This is a genomic window from Paenibacillus sp. EB106-04-04-XG159, assembly GCF_058791835.1.
Window position 1 is genome coordinate 266,066 of the sequence record NZ_JBYTDY010000002.1, and the last position, 16,195, is coordinate 282,260.

General features: G+C 49.2%; 13 protein-coding genes. All 13 read left to right on the plus strand.

Annotation, left to right across the window (positions count from 1 at the left end; all coding sequences use genetic code 11):
* Positions 1-85: 85 nt before the first annotated feature.
* Entirely contained in the window at positions 86-517 is a 432-nt protein-coding gene (mraZ, locus tag AC3WTP_RS03390; protein WP_458568685.1) for a division/cell wall cluster transcriptional repressor MraZ, read from the plus strand.
* A 70-nt stretch (positions 518-587) separates the two neighbouring features.
* Positions 588-1,553 (plus strand): 16S rRNA (cytosine(1402)-N(4))-methyltransferase RsmH, encoded by a 966-nt coding sequence (gene rsmH / locus AC3WTP_RS03395; protein ID WP_492393167.1) that lies wholly within the window; start codon positions 588-590, stop codon positions 1,551-1,553.
* A 2-nt stretch (positions 1,554-1,555) separates the two neighbouring features.
* The gene (locus AC3WTP_RS03400; RefSeq protein ID WP_492393168.1) at positions 1,556-1,939 is read left to right on the plus strand and encodes an FtsL-like putative cell division protein; all 384 of its coding nucleotides are present in this window, start codon (positions 1,556-1,558) and stop codon (positions 1,937-1,939) included.
* Positions 1,940-1,952: 13 nt separating this feature from the next.
* Positions 1,953-4,139 (plus strand): penicillin-binding transpeptidase domain-containing protein, encoded by a 2,187-nt coding sequence (locus AC3WTP_RS03405; protein ID WP_492393169.1) that lies wholly within the window; start codon positions 1,953-1,955, stop codon positions 4,137-4,139.
* 71 nt (positions 4,140-4,210) lie between these two features.
* Positions 4,211-6,139, plus strand: a complete 1,929-nt coding sequence (locus tag AC3WTP_RS03410; RefSeq protein WP_492393170.1) for a stage V sporulation protein D — start codon at positions 4,211-4,213, stop codon at positions 6,137-6,139.
* Positions 6,140-6,144: 5 nt separating this feature from the next.
* Positions 6,145-7,641 carry a UDP-N-acetylmuramoyl-L-alanyl-D-glutamate--2,6-diaminopimelate ligase gene (locus AC3WTP_RS03415; RefSeq protein ID WP_492393171.1) on the plus strand — a complete coding sequence of 499 codons (1,497 nt, stop codon included), beginning with the start codon at positions 6,145-6,147 and terminating at the stop codon, positions 7,639-7,641.
* Positions 7,638-9,041: a UDP-N-acetylmuramoyl-tripeptide--D-alanyl-D-alanine ligase gene (locus tag AC3WTP_RS03420; RefSeq protein ID WP_492393172.1), complete on the plus strand. Its 1,404-nt coding sequence runs from the start codon at positions 7,638-7,640 to the stop codon at positions 9,039-9,041. Before AC3WTP_RS03415 ends, AC3WTP_RS03420 begins: the two co-directional genes overlap by 4 nt.
* 30 nt (positions 9,042-9,071) lie before the next feature.
* Positions 9,072-10,034, plus strand: coding sequence for a phospho-N-acetylmuramoyl-pentapeptide-transferase (mraY, locus tag AC3WTP_RS03425; protein ID WP_492393173.1), 963 nt, complete (start codon positions 9,072-9,074; stop codon positions 10,032-10,034).
* Positions 10,035-10,038: 4 nt separating this feature from the next.
* Positions 10,039-11,463, plus strand: coding sequence for a UDP-N-acetylmuramoyl-L-alanine--D-glutamate ligase (murD, locus tag AC3WTP_RS03430; protein WP_492393174.1), 1,425 nt, complete (start codon positions 10,039-10,041; stop codon positions 11,461-11,463).
* A 55-nt stretch (positions 11,464-11,518) separates the two neighbouring features.
* Positions 11,519-12,616, plus strand: coding sequence for a stage V sporulation protein E (gene spoVE / locus AC3WTP_RS03435; protein WP_492393175.1), 1,098 nt, complete (start codon positions 11,519-11,521; stop codon positions 12,614-12,616).
* A 5-nt stretch (positions 12,617-12,621) separates the two neighbouring features.
* Positions 12,622-13,728, plus strand: coding sequence for an undecaprenyldiphospho-muramoylpentapeptide beta-N-acetylglucosaminyltransferase (gene murG, locus AC3WTP_RS03440; RefSeq protein ID WP_492393176.1), 1,107 nt, complete (start codon positions 12,622-12,624; stop codon positions 13,726-13,728).
* A gap of 212 nt (positions 13,729-13,940) precedes the next feature.
* Positions 13,941-14,849, plus strand: a complete 909-nt coding sequence (murB, locus tag AC3WTP_RS03445) for a UDP-N-acetylmuramate dehydrogenase (RefSeq protein WP_492393177.1) — start codon at positions 13,941-13,943, stop codon at positions 14,847-14,849.
* Positions 14,850-14,865: 16 nt separating this feature from the next.
* Positions 14,866-16,164, plus strand: coding sequence for a UDP-N-acetylglucosamine 1-carboxyvinyltransferase (gene murA, locus AC3WTP_RS03450; protein WP_492393178.1), 1,299 nt, complete (start codon positions 14,866-14,868; stop codon positions 16,162-16,164).
* Positions 16,165-16,195: the final 31 nt, after the last annotated feature.

Consider the following 16,195-nt stretch of genomic DNA (forward strand, 5'->3'; position numbering starts at 1 on the left):
ATTTTTTGTTGTAGTGGCGAATATGTTATGCATTGTGGTGGAAAGTGGGGACTTGTGGTGGAATAATAGAGGGGAGTGGTGGAGAATGTTCATGGGCGAATATCAACATAGCATCGATGACAAAGGTCGCTTAATCATTCCCGCTAAGCTTCGCGACAGTCTTGGCACCACTTTCGTCATTACAAGAGGACTAGATCAGTGTTTGTTCGTTTATCCTATGGATCAATGGGAGAAGCTTGAACAGAAGCTGCAGGCTTTGCCGCTGATGAAAGCAGATGCCCGCGCATTCACCCGGTTTTTCTTCTCTGGGGCATCAGAATGCGAGTGGGATAAGCAAGGTAGAATAAACATTCCGAATCATCTGCGTGAGTACGCCAAGCTTGAGAAAGAATGCATGGTTGTAGGGGTACAGAGCCGTGTGGAAGTTTGGAGCAAGGATGCTTGGGAACAATATATGAATCAGTCAGCTGCATCGTTTAACGACATTGCCGAGACATTGGTTGATTTTGATTTCTAGCATTTAACGCTTAACGCCGCAAGCTGGCAGACAACTGAGAAAGATACAGAGGATTTGGGAGGAATTGCATTTGTTTCATCACATTACAGTATTAAAAGAGCAATCCGTCGACGGTTTAGCCGTACGACCTGATGGCATATATGTGGATTGTACATTAGGCGGAGCGGGACATAGTGAATTAATCGCGTCTAAACTGTCTCCTGCCGGGCGATTAATCGGCCTTGATCAAGATGACTGGGCGCATGACAATGCGAAGAAGCGCCTAGCGCCATATTTAGATCGTGTGACATTAGTGCGTACTAATTTTCGTCATCTGGAACAGGCTTTATTAGAAGCTGGAGTTCCTACTGTTGATGGTGTGCCGCAAGTTGACGGCATCTTGTTCGATCTGGGTGTATCCTCACCGCAGCTTGATGAAGGGGAGCGAGGCTTCAGCTATAATCATGACGCTCCGCTCGACATGAGAATGGATCAGACAGGTATGCTGACTGCGCATGATATCGTCAATGAATGGTCAGAGGCGGAAATTTCAAAGATATTGTTTGAATATGGGGAAGAGAAATTTGCTAAGCGAATTGCTCGTGTTATCGTTGAAGAACGCAAGCTGGCGCCAATTGAATCGACAGGTCAACTGGCTGAATTGGTGAAGAAGGGGATTCCCGCAGCTGCCAGACGAACTGGCGGACATCCCGCGAAACGAAGCTTTCAAGCACTGCGTATTGCGGTCAATGACGAGTTGGGTTCGTTTGAAGATGCGCTTCATGAAGCGGTGCGGTGTTTGAGCCCTGGCGGCAGAGTCGCTGTGATCACATTTCACTCCTTAGAGGATCGTATCTGCAAGCAAACCTTTAAATCGTATGTCGGAGCCTGCACTTGCCCTCCTGATTTCCCGATATGTACTTGTGATCATCAAGGGACGTTGGAGTTGGTTAACCGCAAGCCGATCTTGCCAAGCAAAGAGGAATTGGAACAAAACTCTCGGTCACGTTCTGCGAAATTGCGAATTGCTGAGAAAGTTGACTGGAAGGAGAACTGAAGATGGCGTATGTAAGAGGCAATCTGGCCGTTCAACCGAAACGGCAGCCCCAGAGAGAGGAACGATATCGCGAGACGGCCAAAACGGTCGTCCGTAAGTCGAATCTGTCTGGGAGAGAGAAAGTGTTATATCTGATGACGATCATATTCTGTGTGGCGGTTGCGATTGTCATTATCGGAAGATATACGGAAATCTATAATACGAATCGGAATGTTCAGCAAGTGATGCGAGATACAGAGGCGCTCAAGAAAGAAGCGGGAGTGCTGGAAGCAACCAAGGAAAAGAAGCTGGATTGGGATCGTATCGCTGATATCGCGGCACAGAACGGTTTGGTATATTCGGAAGAGCCTAATGACATTAAAGTGCAACAAGACACTGGAAATTGATTAGGGTATAGCGATGGTAAAACGAATTAAGAAGCGAACATTGTTTATTGGCGGACTATTTATTCTATTTTTTGTAATTATCATAAGCAGGTTGTTCTGGTATCAGGTTATTAACCAGGACTTCTGGATGGAGAAAGCGGAGGCGTCCTGGTCTGCTAAGCAGGAGCTGCCAGCCAAGCGGGGAACGATCTATGATCATACAGGCGAAGTGCTGGCAATGGATGCTCCAGCCTATAACGTGACAGTGAATCCTAAGGCGATCCAGGAGCTACGGAAGAATCCGAAGCTGGTCGAACAGCATATTGATGTTGAGACCTTGATTGTCGATGAGCTGAACAAAGTGTTGGGAAAGCCGAAGGATCAGCTGTACGAGCTAGTGCGCAAGAAGCGCGAGGATACAGGCGAATACCATATTTATCGTGAAGTCAGACCAGAAGGCTGGAGAATTGATCAGGAAGCTTATGATGAGCTGAGTTCGTTTACTACAGAGCTGAAGAAGCAGCTTAAAGTAACGGACATCGGCTTAAATTTGATTGAAGACAAGAAGCGCTACTACCCGAAGGGTGATCTAGCTGCGCATGTTCTTGGATACATAGATAAAGAGGATAAGCCTGTCGGCGGAATCGAGAGTCAATTCGACAGCCAGCTGACTGGGACTGATGGTACTCTATATTATGAAAAGGATCGGCAAGGGACGAAACTTCCTACTGCTGAAGAAGTATATACACCTGTCAAGGATGGCAAGAACATCTATCTGACCATTGATCGAACGATTCAGCAGTATATCCAAGAAGCGATGCAGGAAGTACAGAACAAGTATAATCCGTACAGCATGACGGTTATTGCTGCAGATCCAATGACGGGTGATATATTAGGGATGGCGAATACGCCAACATATGATCCTAATGAGTATTGGAACTACGACATCCGCAATTTTTATAACCATGCGATCATGTCAAGATACGAGCCAGGCTCAACCTTTAAGATTGTTACGCTGGCTGCCGCTGTACAAGAAGGACTGTTTGATCCCAATGAGACGTTCCAATCAGGAAGCATCGTTGCCGGTGGACGCCGTATCCATGACCATAATAGGGTCGGCTGGGGAGAGATTACTTATCTTGAAGGCTTGAAGCGCTCAAGTAACGTAGCTTTTGTCAAGCTCGGGTTCGAGAAGCTGCAGGAGGAAAAATTCAAGGAGTATATTGACAGCTTTGGATTCGGGGAGAAGACGGGTATAGAGCTGCCTGGCGAGAACGCAGGAAAAATCAATTTTCAATATCCCGCTGACGTGGCTGCAGCATCATATGGGCATGGTCAAACCGTCGTAACGCCTATTCAGCAGATTATGGCAATATCCGCTATTGCGAATGGCGGAACGTTAATGAAGCCCAACATTGTAGACAAGATTGAAGATCCGTTTTCTGGCGAGGTAACGGAGCGTGAGCCGGAAGCGGTCCGCACTGTGATCGATAAGGAGTCGGCTAAGCAGGTGGGCGAGTACTTAGAGCAAGTTGTATCTGACCAAGAAATTGGTACTGGTAAAGCAGCGTACATTGATGGGTATCGTGTAGCGGGTAAGACAGGTACAGCATTGAAGGTTATTGACGGTGAATACGACAGTACTAGAGCGGTTGTTTCCTTTATCGGTTATGCACCAGTCAATGACCCTAAGATTGCACTGATCGTCGTCGTGGATGACCCTCAGGATTTCTATGGCGGCGGAGGCTTCGTAGCTGCTCCGATGTTCAAGGATATTGTAAGCAAGTCCCTGCGCTATATGGATGTGCCTACTACGCAAGAGACGAACAACGAAAAGGGCTCATCCGGTACTAGCAAAGGCTCCAGTACTAGAAAAGCTCCGAATGTTCAAGGTCTAACTCCAGTCGAGGCGAAGCAGAAGCTTGCCGAGCAAGGCATCGTGTTTGAAACGGTTGGTGCAGGTACGAAGGTGAAGCAGCAATATCCAGAGCCTGGTACTGACCTCGCCGCAGGCCAGCGTATCTACCTTCTGACAGATGATCCGAAGAAGCTGCCGCTTCCTAATCTGACGGGCAAATCCTTAAGAGATGTGATGGAGATATGCTCCCTGCTTGAATGGGAGGTTAAAGTAGAAGGTGAAGGCTATGTTGTTGGCTATGATATATCCACGAAAAACAATAAACGGGTTGTACACGTCAAACTAGCGCCCAAGTCACCATAGCTTGTTCTAACCCCAGTTTGTCCCGAATAGGTTGGTTATGAACCATTGTTGGACAAAGGGGGGGGATAGGCGTGAAGGTGTCAGGTATGACAATCCGCAAACGTCTTCTGATCGGATTTGCCTTGATGGCAATCGGATTTATCGCGATTATAATAAGACTAGGCTATGTGCAGTTATGGGAAGGCGCTGAGATAAGCCGGCAAGCAGAGGAATTGTGGCGTCGCGACGTTCCAGTCACTGCGAAGCGCGGAGAGATTCTAGATCGTAACGGAGAGCAGTTAGCATATAACGTCAGCTCTCCTACGGTCATTGCGGTACCAGCACAAGTGAAGGATGCGGAGCAGACGGCGCAACAGTTGGCTCCGCTTCTTGGTATGTCTGTGGACAAGGTTCACAGTGAGATTACGAAGCGTACGTTGTTCGTCATTTTGAAGCCGGGCGGCCGCAAGATAACGATAGAATTGGCGGAGAAGATCCGCGAGCTCAACTTGGCTGGAATCGTGGTGACTGAGGACAACAAGCGTTTCTACCCTTATAAGGACCTGGCGGCCCACATTCTAGGCTTCACTGGTATTGAGAATCAAGGGCTCACAGGTATAGAGAAGCGCTATGATTCGGCCCTTACAGGCATCAGGGGGAGCGTATCATTTTTAGCCGACGCGAAGGGCAGGCAGATGCCGAATTCGACCGAAAAGTATACTCAACCAAGAGATGGGTTAAATTTACAATTGACGATTGACAAAGACATACAGACAATTATGGAGCGGGAGTTAGATCAAGCGATGATCGATCTGAACCCGAAGCATATCATTTCGATCGCGATGGATCCGAATTCGGGAGAAATATTAGCCATGGCCAGCCGCCCGAATTACAGCCCTGAGAATTATCGTGATTATCCTTCAGAAGTGTATAATCGTAATTTGCCAATCTGGATGACGTATGAACCCGGTTCGACCTTTAAGATCATTACGCTTGCTGCCGCGCTTGAAGAAGGCAAGGTGAACCTGCAGAATGAATATTTCTTCGATCCCGGCAGAATCGAGGTTGGCGGTGCGAAGCTGCGCTGCTGGAAGAAAGGCGGACATGGAAGTCAAACCTTCTTGGAAGTAGTAGAGAACTCATGCAACCCGGGCTTTGTCACTCTAGGCAATCGGCTCGGCAAAGAAACGCTGTTCAAGTACATTCGCGATTTTGGGTTCGGTACGAAAACCGGAATTGACATGAGCGGCGAGGAAAATGGTATTCTATTCAAGTTGAACCGAGTTGGTCCAGTAGAGCTTGCTACTACAGCTTTCGGACAAGGGGTATCGGTGACGCCTATCCAGCAGATAGCCGCAGTTGCGGCCGCCGTAAACGGAGGCAAGTTGTATCAGCCTCATGTGGCGAAATCGTTCATTCATCCTGAGACTGGTCTGGTAGTTGACCAGATTGAGCCGAAAATGGTTAGACAAGTGATCTCGCCTGAAACGTCGAAGCAAGTACGTGACGCGCTGGAGCATGTTGTTGCACAAGGCACAGGTAAAAATGCATTTATCGATGGCTACCGCGTCGGCGGAAAGACAGGTACAGCGCAAAAGGTCATTAACGGCAGATACTCGCCGAATGAGCATATTGTGTCATTTATCGGATTCGCGCCGGCGGATGATCCGAAGATCGTGATCTATACAGCGGTAGACGATCCGCAAGGCATTCAATTCGGCGGTCTGATTGCCGCTCCGATCGTGAAGCGGATTATGGAGGATTCACTTCAAGTCATGGGTGTCGAGCCTAGACAGAAGCAGGTGCCGCGTGAATACCGCTATGACGAAGTGCCGCTTGTTACAGTGCCCAATCTTGTTGGGAAGAAGACATCTGATTTATTCGAAGATTTAAACAGCAATTTTCAGTTATCTGCATCGGGTGCGGGTGCTACTGTCATTCATCAAGCACCGAAGCCGGGTACCCGTGTGGAGCGTGGGACGACCATTCGAATTTATATGGGACCCGAGAAGGAGGAATAAGGGAAATGAAATCATTTAGTTTGTCAGAAGCAACTTCCCGATTGTTAACAGCGTCTGTTATTGGGGAGTCTTTCACAGAATATACAGGAATCGCAGCGGACTCACGGCGCGTTCAGCCGGGTGACCTATTCTTCTGCATATCAGGAACTGCGGATGATGGCCATCGATATGCGCCTCAAGCTGTAGCTTCTGGCGCGGCGGCGCTTGTTGTTGAGCGTCCGCTTGATCTCGACATTCCACAGTTGCTAGTAAAGGATGCGCGATATGCGCTTGCGGTATTGTCGAACGCTTATTACAACAATCCTAGCGAAGAGCTTCGATTGATTGGTGTCACTGGCACGAACGGGAAGACGACAACTACTTTCTTAATTGAGAAAATATTGATGGATGCGGGACTTGAATCCGGTGTGATCGGCACGATTGAAATGAGATATGCCGGCGAGACTCATCCGATGTCAGGCACAACCCCAAGCGCCTATGAATTGCAGCGTTCACTTCGCGATATGGCTGATAAGGGCGTCAAAGCGTGCGCGATGGAAGTATCCTCACATGCGCTGCATCAAGGCCGTGTACAGGGCTGCCGTTTCCGTACAGCGATCTTTACGAATCTAACCCAGGATCACCTGGATTATCACGGTACGATGGATGCTTATCGTGAAGCGAAAGGTTTGTTCTTCTCCCGTTTAGGCAATACCTTTTCTGAGAAGGAGCATGAGCGCTCCTACGCTGTGCTGAATGCGGACGATGAGGCAAGTGCCTACTTCAAATCATTAACTTCCGCAGAAACGATCATGTACGGCATGCATGAAGACGCTGATGTGCGCGCGAGCGACATCCGTATTACATCCAAGGGAACTAGCTTCCACGTGGATACATTCCGCGGGTCACAGCACGTCGAGCTGCGCATGGTTGGCAAGTTCAACGTGTATAATGCGCTGGCAGCGATATCAGCCGGTTTGATTGAAGGAATTGAACTGTCTGCCATCGTAGCCAGCTTGGAATCTGTTCCCGGCGTAGCAGGCAGAGTGGAAGCTGTCGACGCAGGGCAGCCATTTTCTGTTATAGTTGACTATGCACACACGCCGGATGGATTGGATAACGTTCTCTCGACCGTAAAGGAGTTCGCTGAAGGGCGCGTATTGTGTGTATTTGGCTGCGGTGGAGACCGCGATCGCAAGAAGCGTCCTATTATGGGTCAGATCGCTGCGAAGTACGCTGACTATGTGCTGGTCACATCAGATAATCCGCGCACGGAGGATCCGAACCTGATCCTGGTCGATATCGAAGCTGGTCTGAAAGCGGACGGTGTATCCCTAGATCGCTATGAAATGATTGCGGATCGTCGCGAAGCCATTACGAAAGCTATTGAAATGGCAAGCCCTCACGATGTAGTATTGATTGCGGGGAAAGGGCATGAAACGTATCAGATCGTTGGCAAAGATATATTAAACTTCGACGACCGCGTAGTCGCCGAGGAAGCGATAAGGGGATTGAAGCAGTGATTGAAGCAAATCTACAATGGATAGCGTCGGTGACCGGCGGCTCCTTGCAGCAAGCAGAAGACAATGACATCCTTGTGAAAGGAGTCTGCAGGGATTCGCGCAGCATCATGCCGGGAAGCTTGTACGTACCGCTATGCGGTGAACGTTTTGACGGTCATGACTACGTCGAACAAGCTATACAGGATGGAGCAACGGCAGCCCTCTGGCAAGCGGATAAACCTTTGCCTGAAGCTCGGCTGCCATTAGTGATCGTACCGAACACGCTGAAGGCATTGCAGGATCTGGCGCAAGCGCATTTAACTCATCGTCAGGTAAAGGTCGTGGCGGTAACTGGCAGCAACGGCAAGACGACGACGAAGGATCTGATCGCCTCTGTGCTGGGGCAGGCATTCGTCGTTCACAAGACGGACGGCAACTACAACAATCATATTGGTCTGCCGCTTACGGTGTTGAGCATGCCGGCTGAGTCGAATCTGATCGTTCTGGAAATGGGAATGAGCGGACGCGGTGAGATTCACGAATTGTCGATGATTGCGAAGCCGGATATAGCGGTGATCACGAATGCAGGCGAAGCTCACCTGTTGCAGCTCGGTTCAAAAGAAGAGATCGCCCGAGCTAAGATGGAGATTATATCTGGCTTGAAGGATGGCGGCGTACTGATCAGCGAAGGCGATAATCCATTGCTGCGTCAAGCATTCCACGAGCAAGAAACGGTAAAGCCTGCTCATATGGAGATCATTACATTTGGCATGGATAATTCCAATGACTATAAACCAGACGGCATCATGCAGCTTGAGGATGGAATGTCTTTCTCGATCTCTTCACCTATGCTGGGCACAAGCATGTTCACGATTCCGCTTCTAGGTCAACACAATGTGATGAATGCGCTGGCCGCTATTGCGGTTGGTCGTCTGCTGCGAGTGCCGGAACCGATGATTGCGGCAGGACTGCGCGAAGCCAGCATCACGGGGAGCCGATCTGAGAAGATCGTGACAGACGAGGGCTGGACGCTGCTGAATGATACGTATAATGCAAGTCCGTCTGCGATGAAAGCAGCGTTAACGGTGCTTGCTTCGATGCGCGGCGGCAAGCGGATCGCCGTACTTGGCGATATGCTGGAGCTTGGTGAGCACGAGGTGGAGCTTCACCGTGAAGTAGGAAGAACATTGACGCCGGATAACGTCGACGTGCTGTTAACTTACGGCCGTCTAGGAGAAGAGATCGCGAATGGCGCACGCGAGCATATGGCGGATGATCAGATCCGCAGCTATCAAGATAAACAACAATTGCGTCAGGCGTTGCTGCAACTGGTGAAGCCGCGTGATGCCGTCCTTGTTAAGGCTTCTTTTGGAACGAATCTAAGGGAAATCGTCAAGGATTGGATCACAGAAGCACATTAGCCAGCATGCAGTAACGGGAGGTGAACAAGAATGGACTTCAAGTTAATCATAATGACACTAGGAATATCTTTTTTACTATCAGTCATAATAGGCCCTTTATGCATACCGCTGCTTAGACGCCTCAAGTTTGGGCAGCAGGTGCGGGAAGATGGACCGAAAGCCCATCTCAAGAAAGCAGGAACGCCAACGATGGGCGGCGTCATTATTCTGCTTGCTTTTACGCTAGCATTTATGAAATTTTCTGTAATCGATACCGACTTTTACGTAATATTAGTTGCAACATTAGGCTTCGGCCTTGTCGGCTTTCTGGACGATTACATCAAGATCGTGTTCAAGCGTTCGATGGGGTTGACCGCTTGGCAGAAATTGTTCGGACAATTGCTGTTTGCAGGAATCGTGTGCGTACTCTTATTCCAATCGGGTCACAGCACGTTCGTTGGCATTCCAGGTACTGACCTTGGTCTTGACCTCGGCTGGTTCTACTATGTATTCGTCATTCTGATGATGCTGGCGATCAGCAACGCGGTTAACTTCACCGATGGCTTAGATGGACTGCTGTCCGGTACGAGCGCTATTGCATTCGCGGCATTCGCCATCATTGCATTGCAGTCCTCCGAGATATCCGCTGCGGTGTGCGCTGCTGCTATGGTAGGGGCTGTTCTCGGTTTTCTCGTATTCAACGCGCATCCCGCTAAAGTATTCATGGGTGACAGCGGCTCACTCGGAATCGGGGGAGCAATCGCAGCAGTTGCAATTTTGACTAAAACTGAGCTATTGTTTATTATTATCGGCGGTATATTCGTCATTGAGATGCTGTCCGTAATTATTCAAGTCGTTTCATTCAAGACACGAGGTAAACGCGTGTTCAAAATGAGCCCGATCCACCATCATTTTGAGTTGTCGGGATGGTCGGAATGGCGCGTTGTCATCACCTTTTGGGCGGTAGGCATCGTGCTGGCAGGACTCGGATTATGGATTAACAAGGGGCTGTAGATTAATGAATCATCCAGACATGTACCGAGGCAAACAAGTGGTTATATTAGGTATGGCCAAGAGCGGCACTGAGGCTGCGCTTCGCTTTCATAAACACGGAGCGAAAGTTACGATTAATGATAAAAAAGGACGCGATCAATGTCCCGAAGCTTCTACATTAGAAGCTTTGGGCATTTCTGTTGTATTGGGAGGTCATCCTGATGACCTGATCCATTCGGATGTGGCCTTGCTCGTCAAAAATCCAGGAATTCCATATTCCGCTTCGCCTGTTCAACAGGCAATTGCGCTTGGCATCGAAGTCGTAACCGAGATCGAGGTTGCGTATCATCTGTGCACGGCGCCGATTATCGGCATTACAGGCAGCAATGGGAAGACCACGACTACAACTTGGGTGGGCCGAATGCTGGATGAAGCAGGCCTTCAGCCGATCGTAGCAGGCAATATCGGTACACCATTCATCGGTGTGGCGGAAGATGCAAAGCCTAATCAACCGGTCGTGCTGGAGCTGAGCAGCTTTCAGCTCAAAGGTACACAGCAGTTTCATCCTCAAATCGCTTGTTTGCTGAATATTGCAGAGACACACTTGGACTACCATGGCGGGATTGAGGATTACATCGATTCCAAGAAGAAACTGTTTGCGAATATGACAGCTTCCGATATTGCCGTGCTTAATGCGGATGATCCTGTTTCTGCATCGCTCAAAGACTGCGTATCAGCTCGAGTCTACATGTTCTCTTCCCGTAAGGAAGTGAATGTCGGTGCGTACGTCTCTCCGCCTTTCTCCGAAGGTGCTGAGAGTGATATAGAGCGTCATCTCGTATTCCGTGATGAAGCAGGTGTGGAGCATACACTTATCTCAGTCGATGAGATTGGCTTGTCGGGACGCTTTAACGTTGACAATGCACTTGCTGCTGCAGCGATATCGATTGCTGCTGGCGCCAAGCCAGAGCAGTTAAAGAAGCCGCTAAGCGAGTTTCATGGCGTCGAACATCGCTTGGAGTGGGTGCGCGAATGGCAGGGCGTTCGATACTTCAACAACTCCAAAGCTACGAATACGGTTGCTACAGAGAATGCGCTGGGTGCATTTCCAGATCGCGTGGTGCTGATTGCCGGCGGCTTGGATCGCGGATTGGCGTTCAAGGAACTCATCCCTTACCTGCAAGAACGGGTGAAAGCAGTTGTCGCGATGGGCGAGACGCGCTATGTTATACGAGATCTGGCACTGGAAGCAGGTTTGGACAATGTGAGTGTCGTCGACAATGTAGAAGACGCCGCACTTGCGATACAAGAAGCTGTGCAATCGGCACGGCAATATGCAGAGCCAGGTGACATTGTATTGTTGTCGCCGGCATGCGCAAGCTGGGATATGTTCCCGTCTTATGAAGTTCGCGGAAGCATGTTTAAGGAAGCGGTGCATAATCTTAAGTAGAGGGGTTGTACAAACTCTAGTTTGAGCCTCTACATTGATAGATGAGGTGTGCCGTATGGTCAAAGCAAGAACCGCGCCCGATGTGTGGCTGATCGTTGCAGTCGTATCGTTGTTAGCAATCGGAATGGTTATGGTCTACAGTGCGGGAGCCGTACTGGGATTCCATGACTATGGAGATTCGTTCTATTTTGTAAAGCGTCAGCTGCTGTTTGCAGTGCTCGGTCTGGCAGCCATGTTCTTTACGATGAATGTGGACTACCATATCTGGAACCGTTATGCTAAAGTAGGACTGGTTATTTGCTTTGGCTTATTGCTGATCGTACTCATTCCGGGAATTGGAAATGTTCGCGGCGGAGCGCGCAGCTGGCTGGGTGTCGGTTCGTTTGGAATCCAGCCGTCTGAGTTTATGAAGCTCGCGATGATCATATTTCTTGCCTTCTATTTGTCCAAGCCTCAACACAACATTACGAAGTTTACGACTGGGCTGCTGCCAGCTCTTGGCATCATGGCCTTGGCATTCGGCATGATTATGCTGCAGCCTGATCTAGGCACCGGCACAGTGATGATGGGCGCAGCGCTGCTCGTCATCTTTATTGCCGGCGCTAGAATTCAGCATCTGATGTCGCTGGCGCTTATCGGAGCAGTGGGCTTTGTCGTCTTGATCCTAGCTGCGCCGTATCGCTTGAAACGGATCACTTCTTTTCTGGATCCGTGGAGCGATCCGCTTGGCGCAGGGTATCAAGCGATTCAATCATTGTATGCGATCGGACCAGGAGGATTAACAGGTCTAGGCCTAGGAGCAAGCCGTCAGAAATACAGCTACGTGCCCGAGCCACAGACCGATTTCATCTTTTCTATTCTAGCTGAGGAGCTCGGCTTTATTGGCTGTATAACTGTAATCCTATTATTTTTACTGCTAGTATGGAGAGGGATGCGCGTCGCCTTAACAGCGCCGGATAACTTCGGAAGCTTCTTGGCCGCTGGAATTGTGGGCATTGTGGCCGTGCAGGTCATCATAAATATTGGAGTAGTTGTTGGCTTAATGCCAGTCACAGGAATAACACTGCCGCTTATCAGCTACGGCGGATCATCACTAACCTTAATGTTGACAGCATTGGGAATATTACTAAACATATCACGTTATGCGAGGTGAACGGCATGCGCGTCGTGCTAAGCGGTGGAGGTACCGGAGGTCATATTTATCCGGCGCTTGCTATCGCGCGGGAATGCGAGAAGCAGGACCCTAAGAGCGCTTTTTTATATATTGGAACCGAACGTGGGTTAGAAAGCAAGCTCGTTCGTGAAGCAGGAATTCCGTTTGAAACGATCGAAATTACAGGATTCAAGCGTAAGTTGTCATTTGATAATGTAAAGACAATTATGAGATTCATCAAAGGTGTTTCAAAAGCAAAAGAGCTGTTGAACAAATTTAAACCGGACGTAGTTATCGGTACTGGCGGTTATGTGTGCGGTCCTGTGTTGTATGCAGCCGCGAAGCTGGGCATTCCTACACTCATTCATGAGCAGAATGTTATACCTGGTCTGACCAACAAATTTTTGAGCCGTTACGTTAATACAGTAGCAGTAAGCTTCAAAGAGTCTGAGCCGTATTTTACGAAAGCCAAGAACGTGCTCTTCAGCGGTAATCCGCGTGCTACTGCCGTTATGGAGGCGAATCGTGAGCGAGGCTTCGCGTCGCTCGGCCTATCGGTGGACAGTCCGATCGTGTTGGTTGTAGGCGGAAGCCAAGGAGCTAGAACGATTAATCAGGCGATGATCGATATGGTTCCGATGCTGAAACGCTTGCCTGACGTCCACTTCGTGTATGTAACAGGTCAGCATTACTACGACAATACGTACAAGGCGGTGCAGCAAGCGAGCGATCATGTGCGCAATCACCTCCATGTGCTTCCTTATATCAGCAATATGCCAGAAGTGTTAGCCGCGACGACACTGATCGTGAGTCGTGCTGGGGCATCATCACTCGCGGAATTGACAGTACTGGGTATTCCGTCTATCTTAATTCCGTCTCCGAATGTGACGAATAATCATCAGGAAGCGAATGCTCGTTCACTAGAGCAAGCCGGTGCATCCATCATGATCACCGAGAAGCAGCTGACACCCGAGATCTTATTCGCACAGATCGAGGGGATGATGAAGCACGATGAGAAGCGCAAGCATATGTCGAATCAAACGAAGTTGTTTGGACAGCCAGATTCTGCAATGCGCATCGTAACTGAACTCAAGCGTTTGTCGGGCAAGTAATACTTGCCCGCTTTTTGTTATGTAAAGTGATTGACATCCCAGTTGAAGAAGATGAGCCAATGACCTACTGGGCGTCTGTCACACAACATGATAATCTGTCATAAGATACTCTATAATCGTGACTATCTCCCTGATGGTGTAACCTCGACGGTTAAGCATTCGGGATGCTTATAAGGAGCGGACAGAATGAGAAGAGGCAAGGAGGTTCAACGATGCTACAGCAATTTATAAGTCAATATTCACAATTAGACTTAGGAACATACACACTTCAAGAACCCCTATCCAAGCATACGACATGGAAGATTGGTGGTCCTGCGGACGTCATGGTCGAACCTAAGGGCAAGCAAGAGATCATCCAAACCATACGTTTGCTCAATGAATGCGGTATTCCTTGGATGACTATCGGACGAGGGTCAAACATGCTTATATGTGACAAAGGCTTTCGCGGTGTCATCATCCACACGGAAAATGGCTTGGATTATTTCCATATCGATGGAAACAAGGTGACCGCAGGAGCTGGATATTCTTTTATCAAGCTGTCCGTCCAAGCAAGCAGAGCAGGGCTGTCCGGTCTGGAATACGCAGGAGGTATTCCCGGTACGGTTGGCGGGGCCGTGTATATGAATGCTGGCGCGCATGGGTCTGATGTGTCACGGATATTTGAATCAGCTGAGATTGTACTGGAGACAGGGGAATTGGTGACTTATAGCGTGGAGGAGATGCAGTTTTCTTACCGCCATTCCGTTCTGCACGAACGTAAAGGAATTGTGGTGGAGGCGACGTTCCGTATGGAGCAAGGGGATCGTGCGGACATATCCGCTGCGCTTGCTTCGAATAAGGAACGGCGATTGCAGACACAGCCGCTTACCGCGGCTTGTTGTGGCAGCGTGTTCCGCAATCCACCCGGAAACTTTGCGGCACGTCTCATTGAAGAGGCTGGGCTTAAAGGCTTCGCTGTCGGTGGGGCCGAGGTTTCCAAGATGCACGCCAATTTCATTGTAAACACCGGGCAAGCAACAGCGTCAGACGTACTCACCCTGATGAAGCATATACAAGGTACGATTCTTGAACAGTATGAAGTAGAGCTAGTGCCGGAAGTATTAGTAGTGGGTGAGTGGTAATCTCGGAGGTGATACATTGGACAAATTGGTGATTGAGGGCGGAAAACCTCTTTCAGGAACCATTCGTATCCATGGCGCGAAAAATGCCGCTTTACCGATAATGGCTGCTGCCATCTTAGCCGACGGTGTCGTTCAATTGGATAACGTACCTAAGCTGCTGGACATCGAGGTGATGCAGAATATTCTGCGCCGAATCGGCTGTCGGACTTCATTTGAAGGCAATACGATCACGATTGACAACACGGGGGTTCATTCCTCTCAAGTTCCGGAAGATCTGATGCGTCAAATGCGATCCTCGATCTTTCTTATGGGACCGATGCTGGCTCGCTATAAGGAAGTGCATATCTATCAACCAGGCGGCTGTGCGATCGGTGAACGCAAGATTGATTTGCATTTAAGAGGGCTACAGGCGCTGGGTGCCAAGCTGATCTATGAAGGCAATCGAATTACGTGTCGCGCATCGCAATTGATTGGAACTGACGTTCATTTGGACTTCCCAAGCGTAGGAGCCACAGAAAACATTATGATGGCTGCTGTACTGGCTGAAGGCACTACCGTATTGACGAACGCAGCCCGCGAACCGGAAATTGTAGACCTACAGCATTTTCTTAATAAGATGGGTGCTAAAGTTTCCGGCGCAGGATCCGATACAATAACAGTAGAAGGTGTTAGGGAGTTAAGCGGCTGTCGTTATGAAATTATGCCGGATCGCATCGTAGCGGGAACTCTGATGATCGCCGCTGCCGCAACACGCGGCGCTGTTACACTGACGAATGCGCATGCGGGTCATTTGACTTCTTTGATCCACATATTGCGCCGCGCTGGGGTGCAGATTGCTATTAGTGATGGTATAATCAATGTAACGAGTTTCGGTCGTCCTAAGGCTGTAGAGCGAATCGTAACCTCGCCTTACCCTGCGTTTCCGACGGATCTTCAGTCACAGCTGATGGTGCTCCTGTCACTAGCAGATGGAATTAGCATTATGAAGGAAACGATATTCGAAGGCCGATTCAAGCATGTTGATGAGCTTAGCCGAATGGGAGCCGATATCAGGGTTGATCTCAGCAGCGCGTATGTTAAAGGGAAGTCTCGATTATACGGCGCGACTGTGGAGGCAACTGATCTGCGTGCAGGAGCAGCTCTCGTAATCGCGGGGCTGGCTGCGCAAGGTAGAACTGTGATCGAACAGGTTCATCACATTGACCGAGGATATGATCGAATTGAACACATGTTTACCCGACTAGGCGCTAATATTGAACGCTATTCCGTTAATCAGAATCTAGATTACTCAGCGATTGATATGAAGCAAGCATAGCAGGAAGTGAGTCCCCTCCCGCAAGGAGGGG

What these genes read in the sequence shown, in the direction of transcription:
- mraY (WP_492393173.1), top strand. Translation starts at nt 9,072, where the DNA reads ATGGACTTCAAGTTAATCATAATGACACTAGGAATATCTTTTTTACTA.
- AC3WTP_RS03405 (WP_492393169.1), top strand. Translation starts at nt 1,953, where the DNA reads ATGGTAAAACGAATTAAGAAGCGAACATTGTTTATTGGCGGACTATTT.
- murD (WP_492393174.1), top strand. Translation starts at nt 10,039, where the DNA reads ATGAATCATCCAGACATGTACCGAGGCAAACAAGTGGTTATATTAGGT.
- murG (WP_492393176.1), top strand. Translation starts at nt 12,622, where the DNA reads ATGCGCGTCGTGCTAAGCGGTGGAGGTACCGGAGGTCATATTTATCCG.
- murB (WP_492393177.1), top strand. Translation starts at nt 13,941, where the DNA reads ATGCTACAGCAATTTATAAGTCAATATTCACAATTAGACTTAGGAACA.
- spoVE (WP_492393175.1), top strand. Translation starts at nt 11,519, where the DNA reads ATGGTCAAAGCAAGAACCGCGCCCGATGTGTGGCTGATCGTTGCAGTC.
- mraZ (WP_458568685.1), top strand. Translation starts at nt 86, where the DNA reads ATGTTCATGGGCGAATATCAACATAGCATCGATGACAAAGGTCGCTTA.
- AC3WTP_RS03400 (WP_492393168.1), top strand. Translation starts at nt 1,556, where the DNA reads ATGGCGTATGTAAGAGGCAATCTGGCCGTTCAACCGAAACGGCAGCCC.
- AC3WTP_RS03415 (WP_492393171.1), top strand. Translation starts at nt 6,145, where the DNA reads ATGAAATCATTTAGTTTGTCAGAAGCAACTTCCCGATTGTTAACAGCG.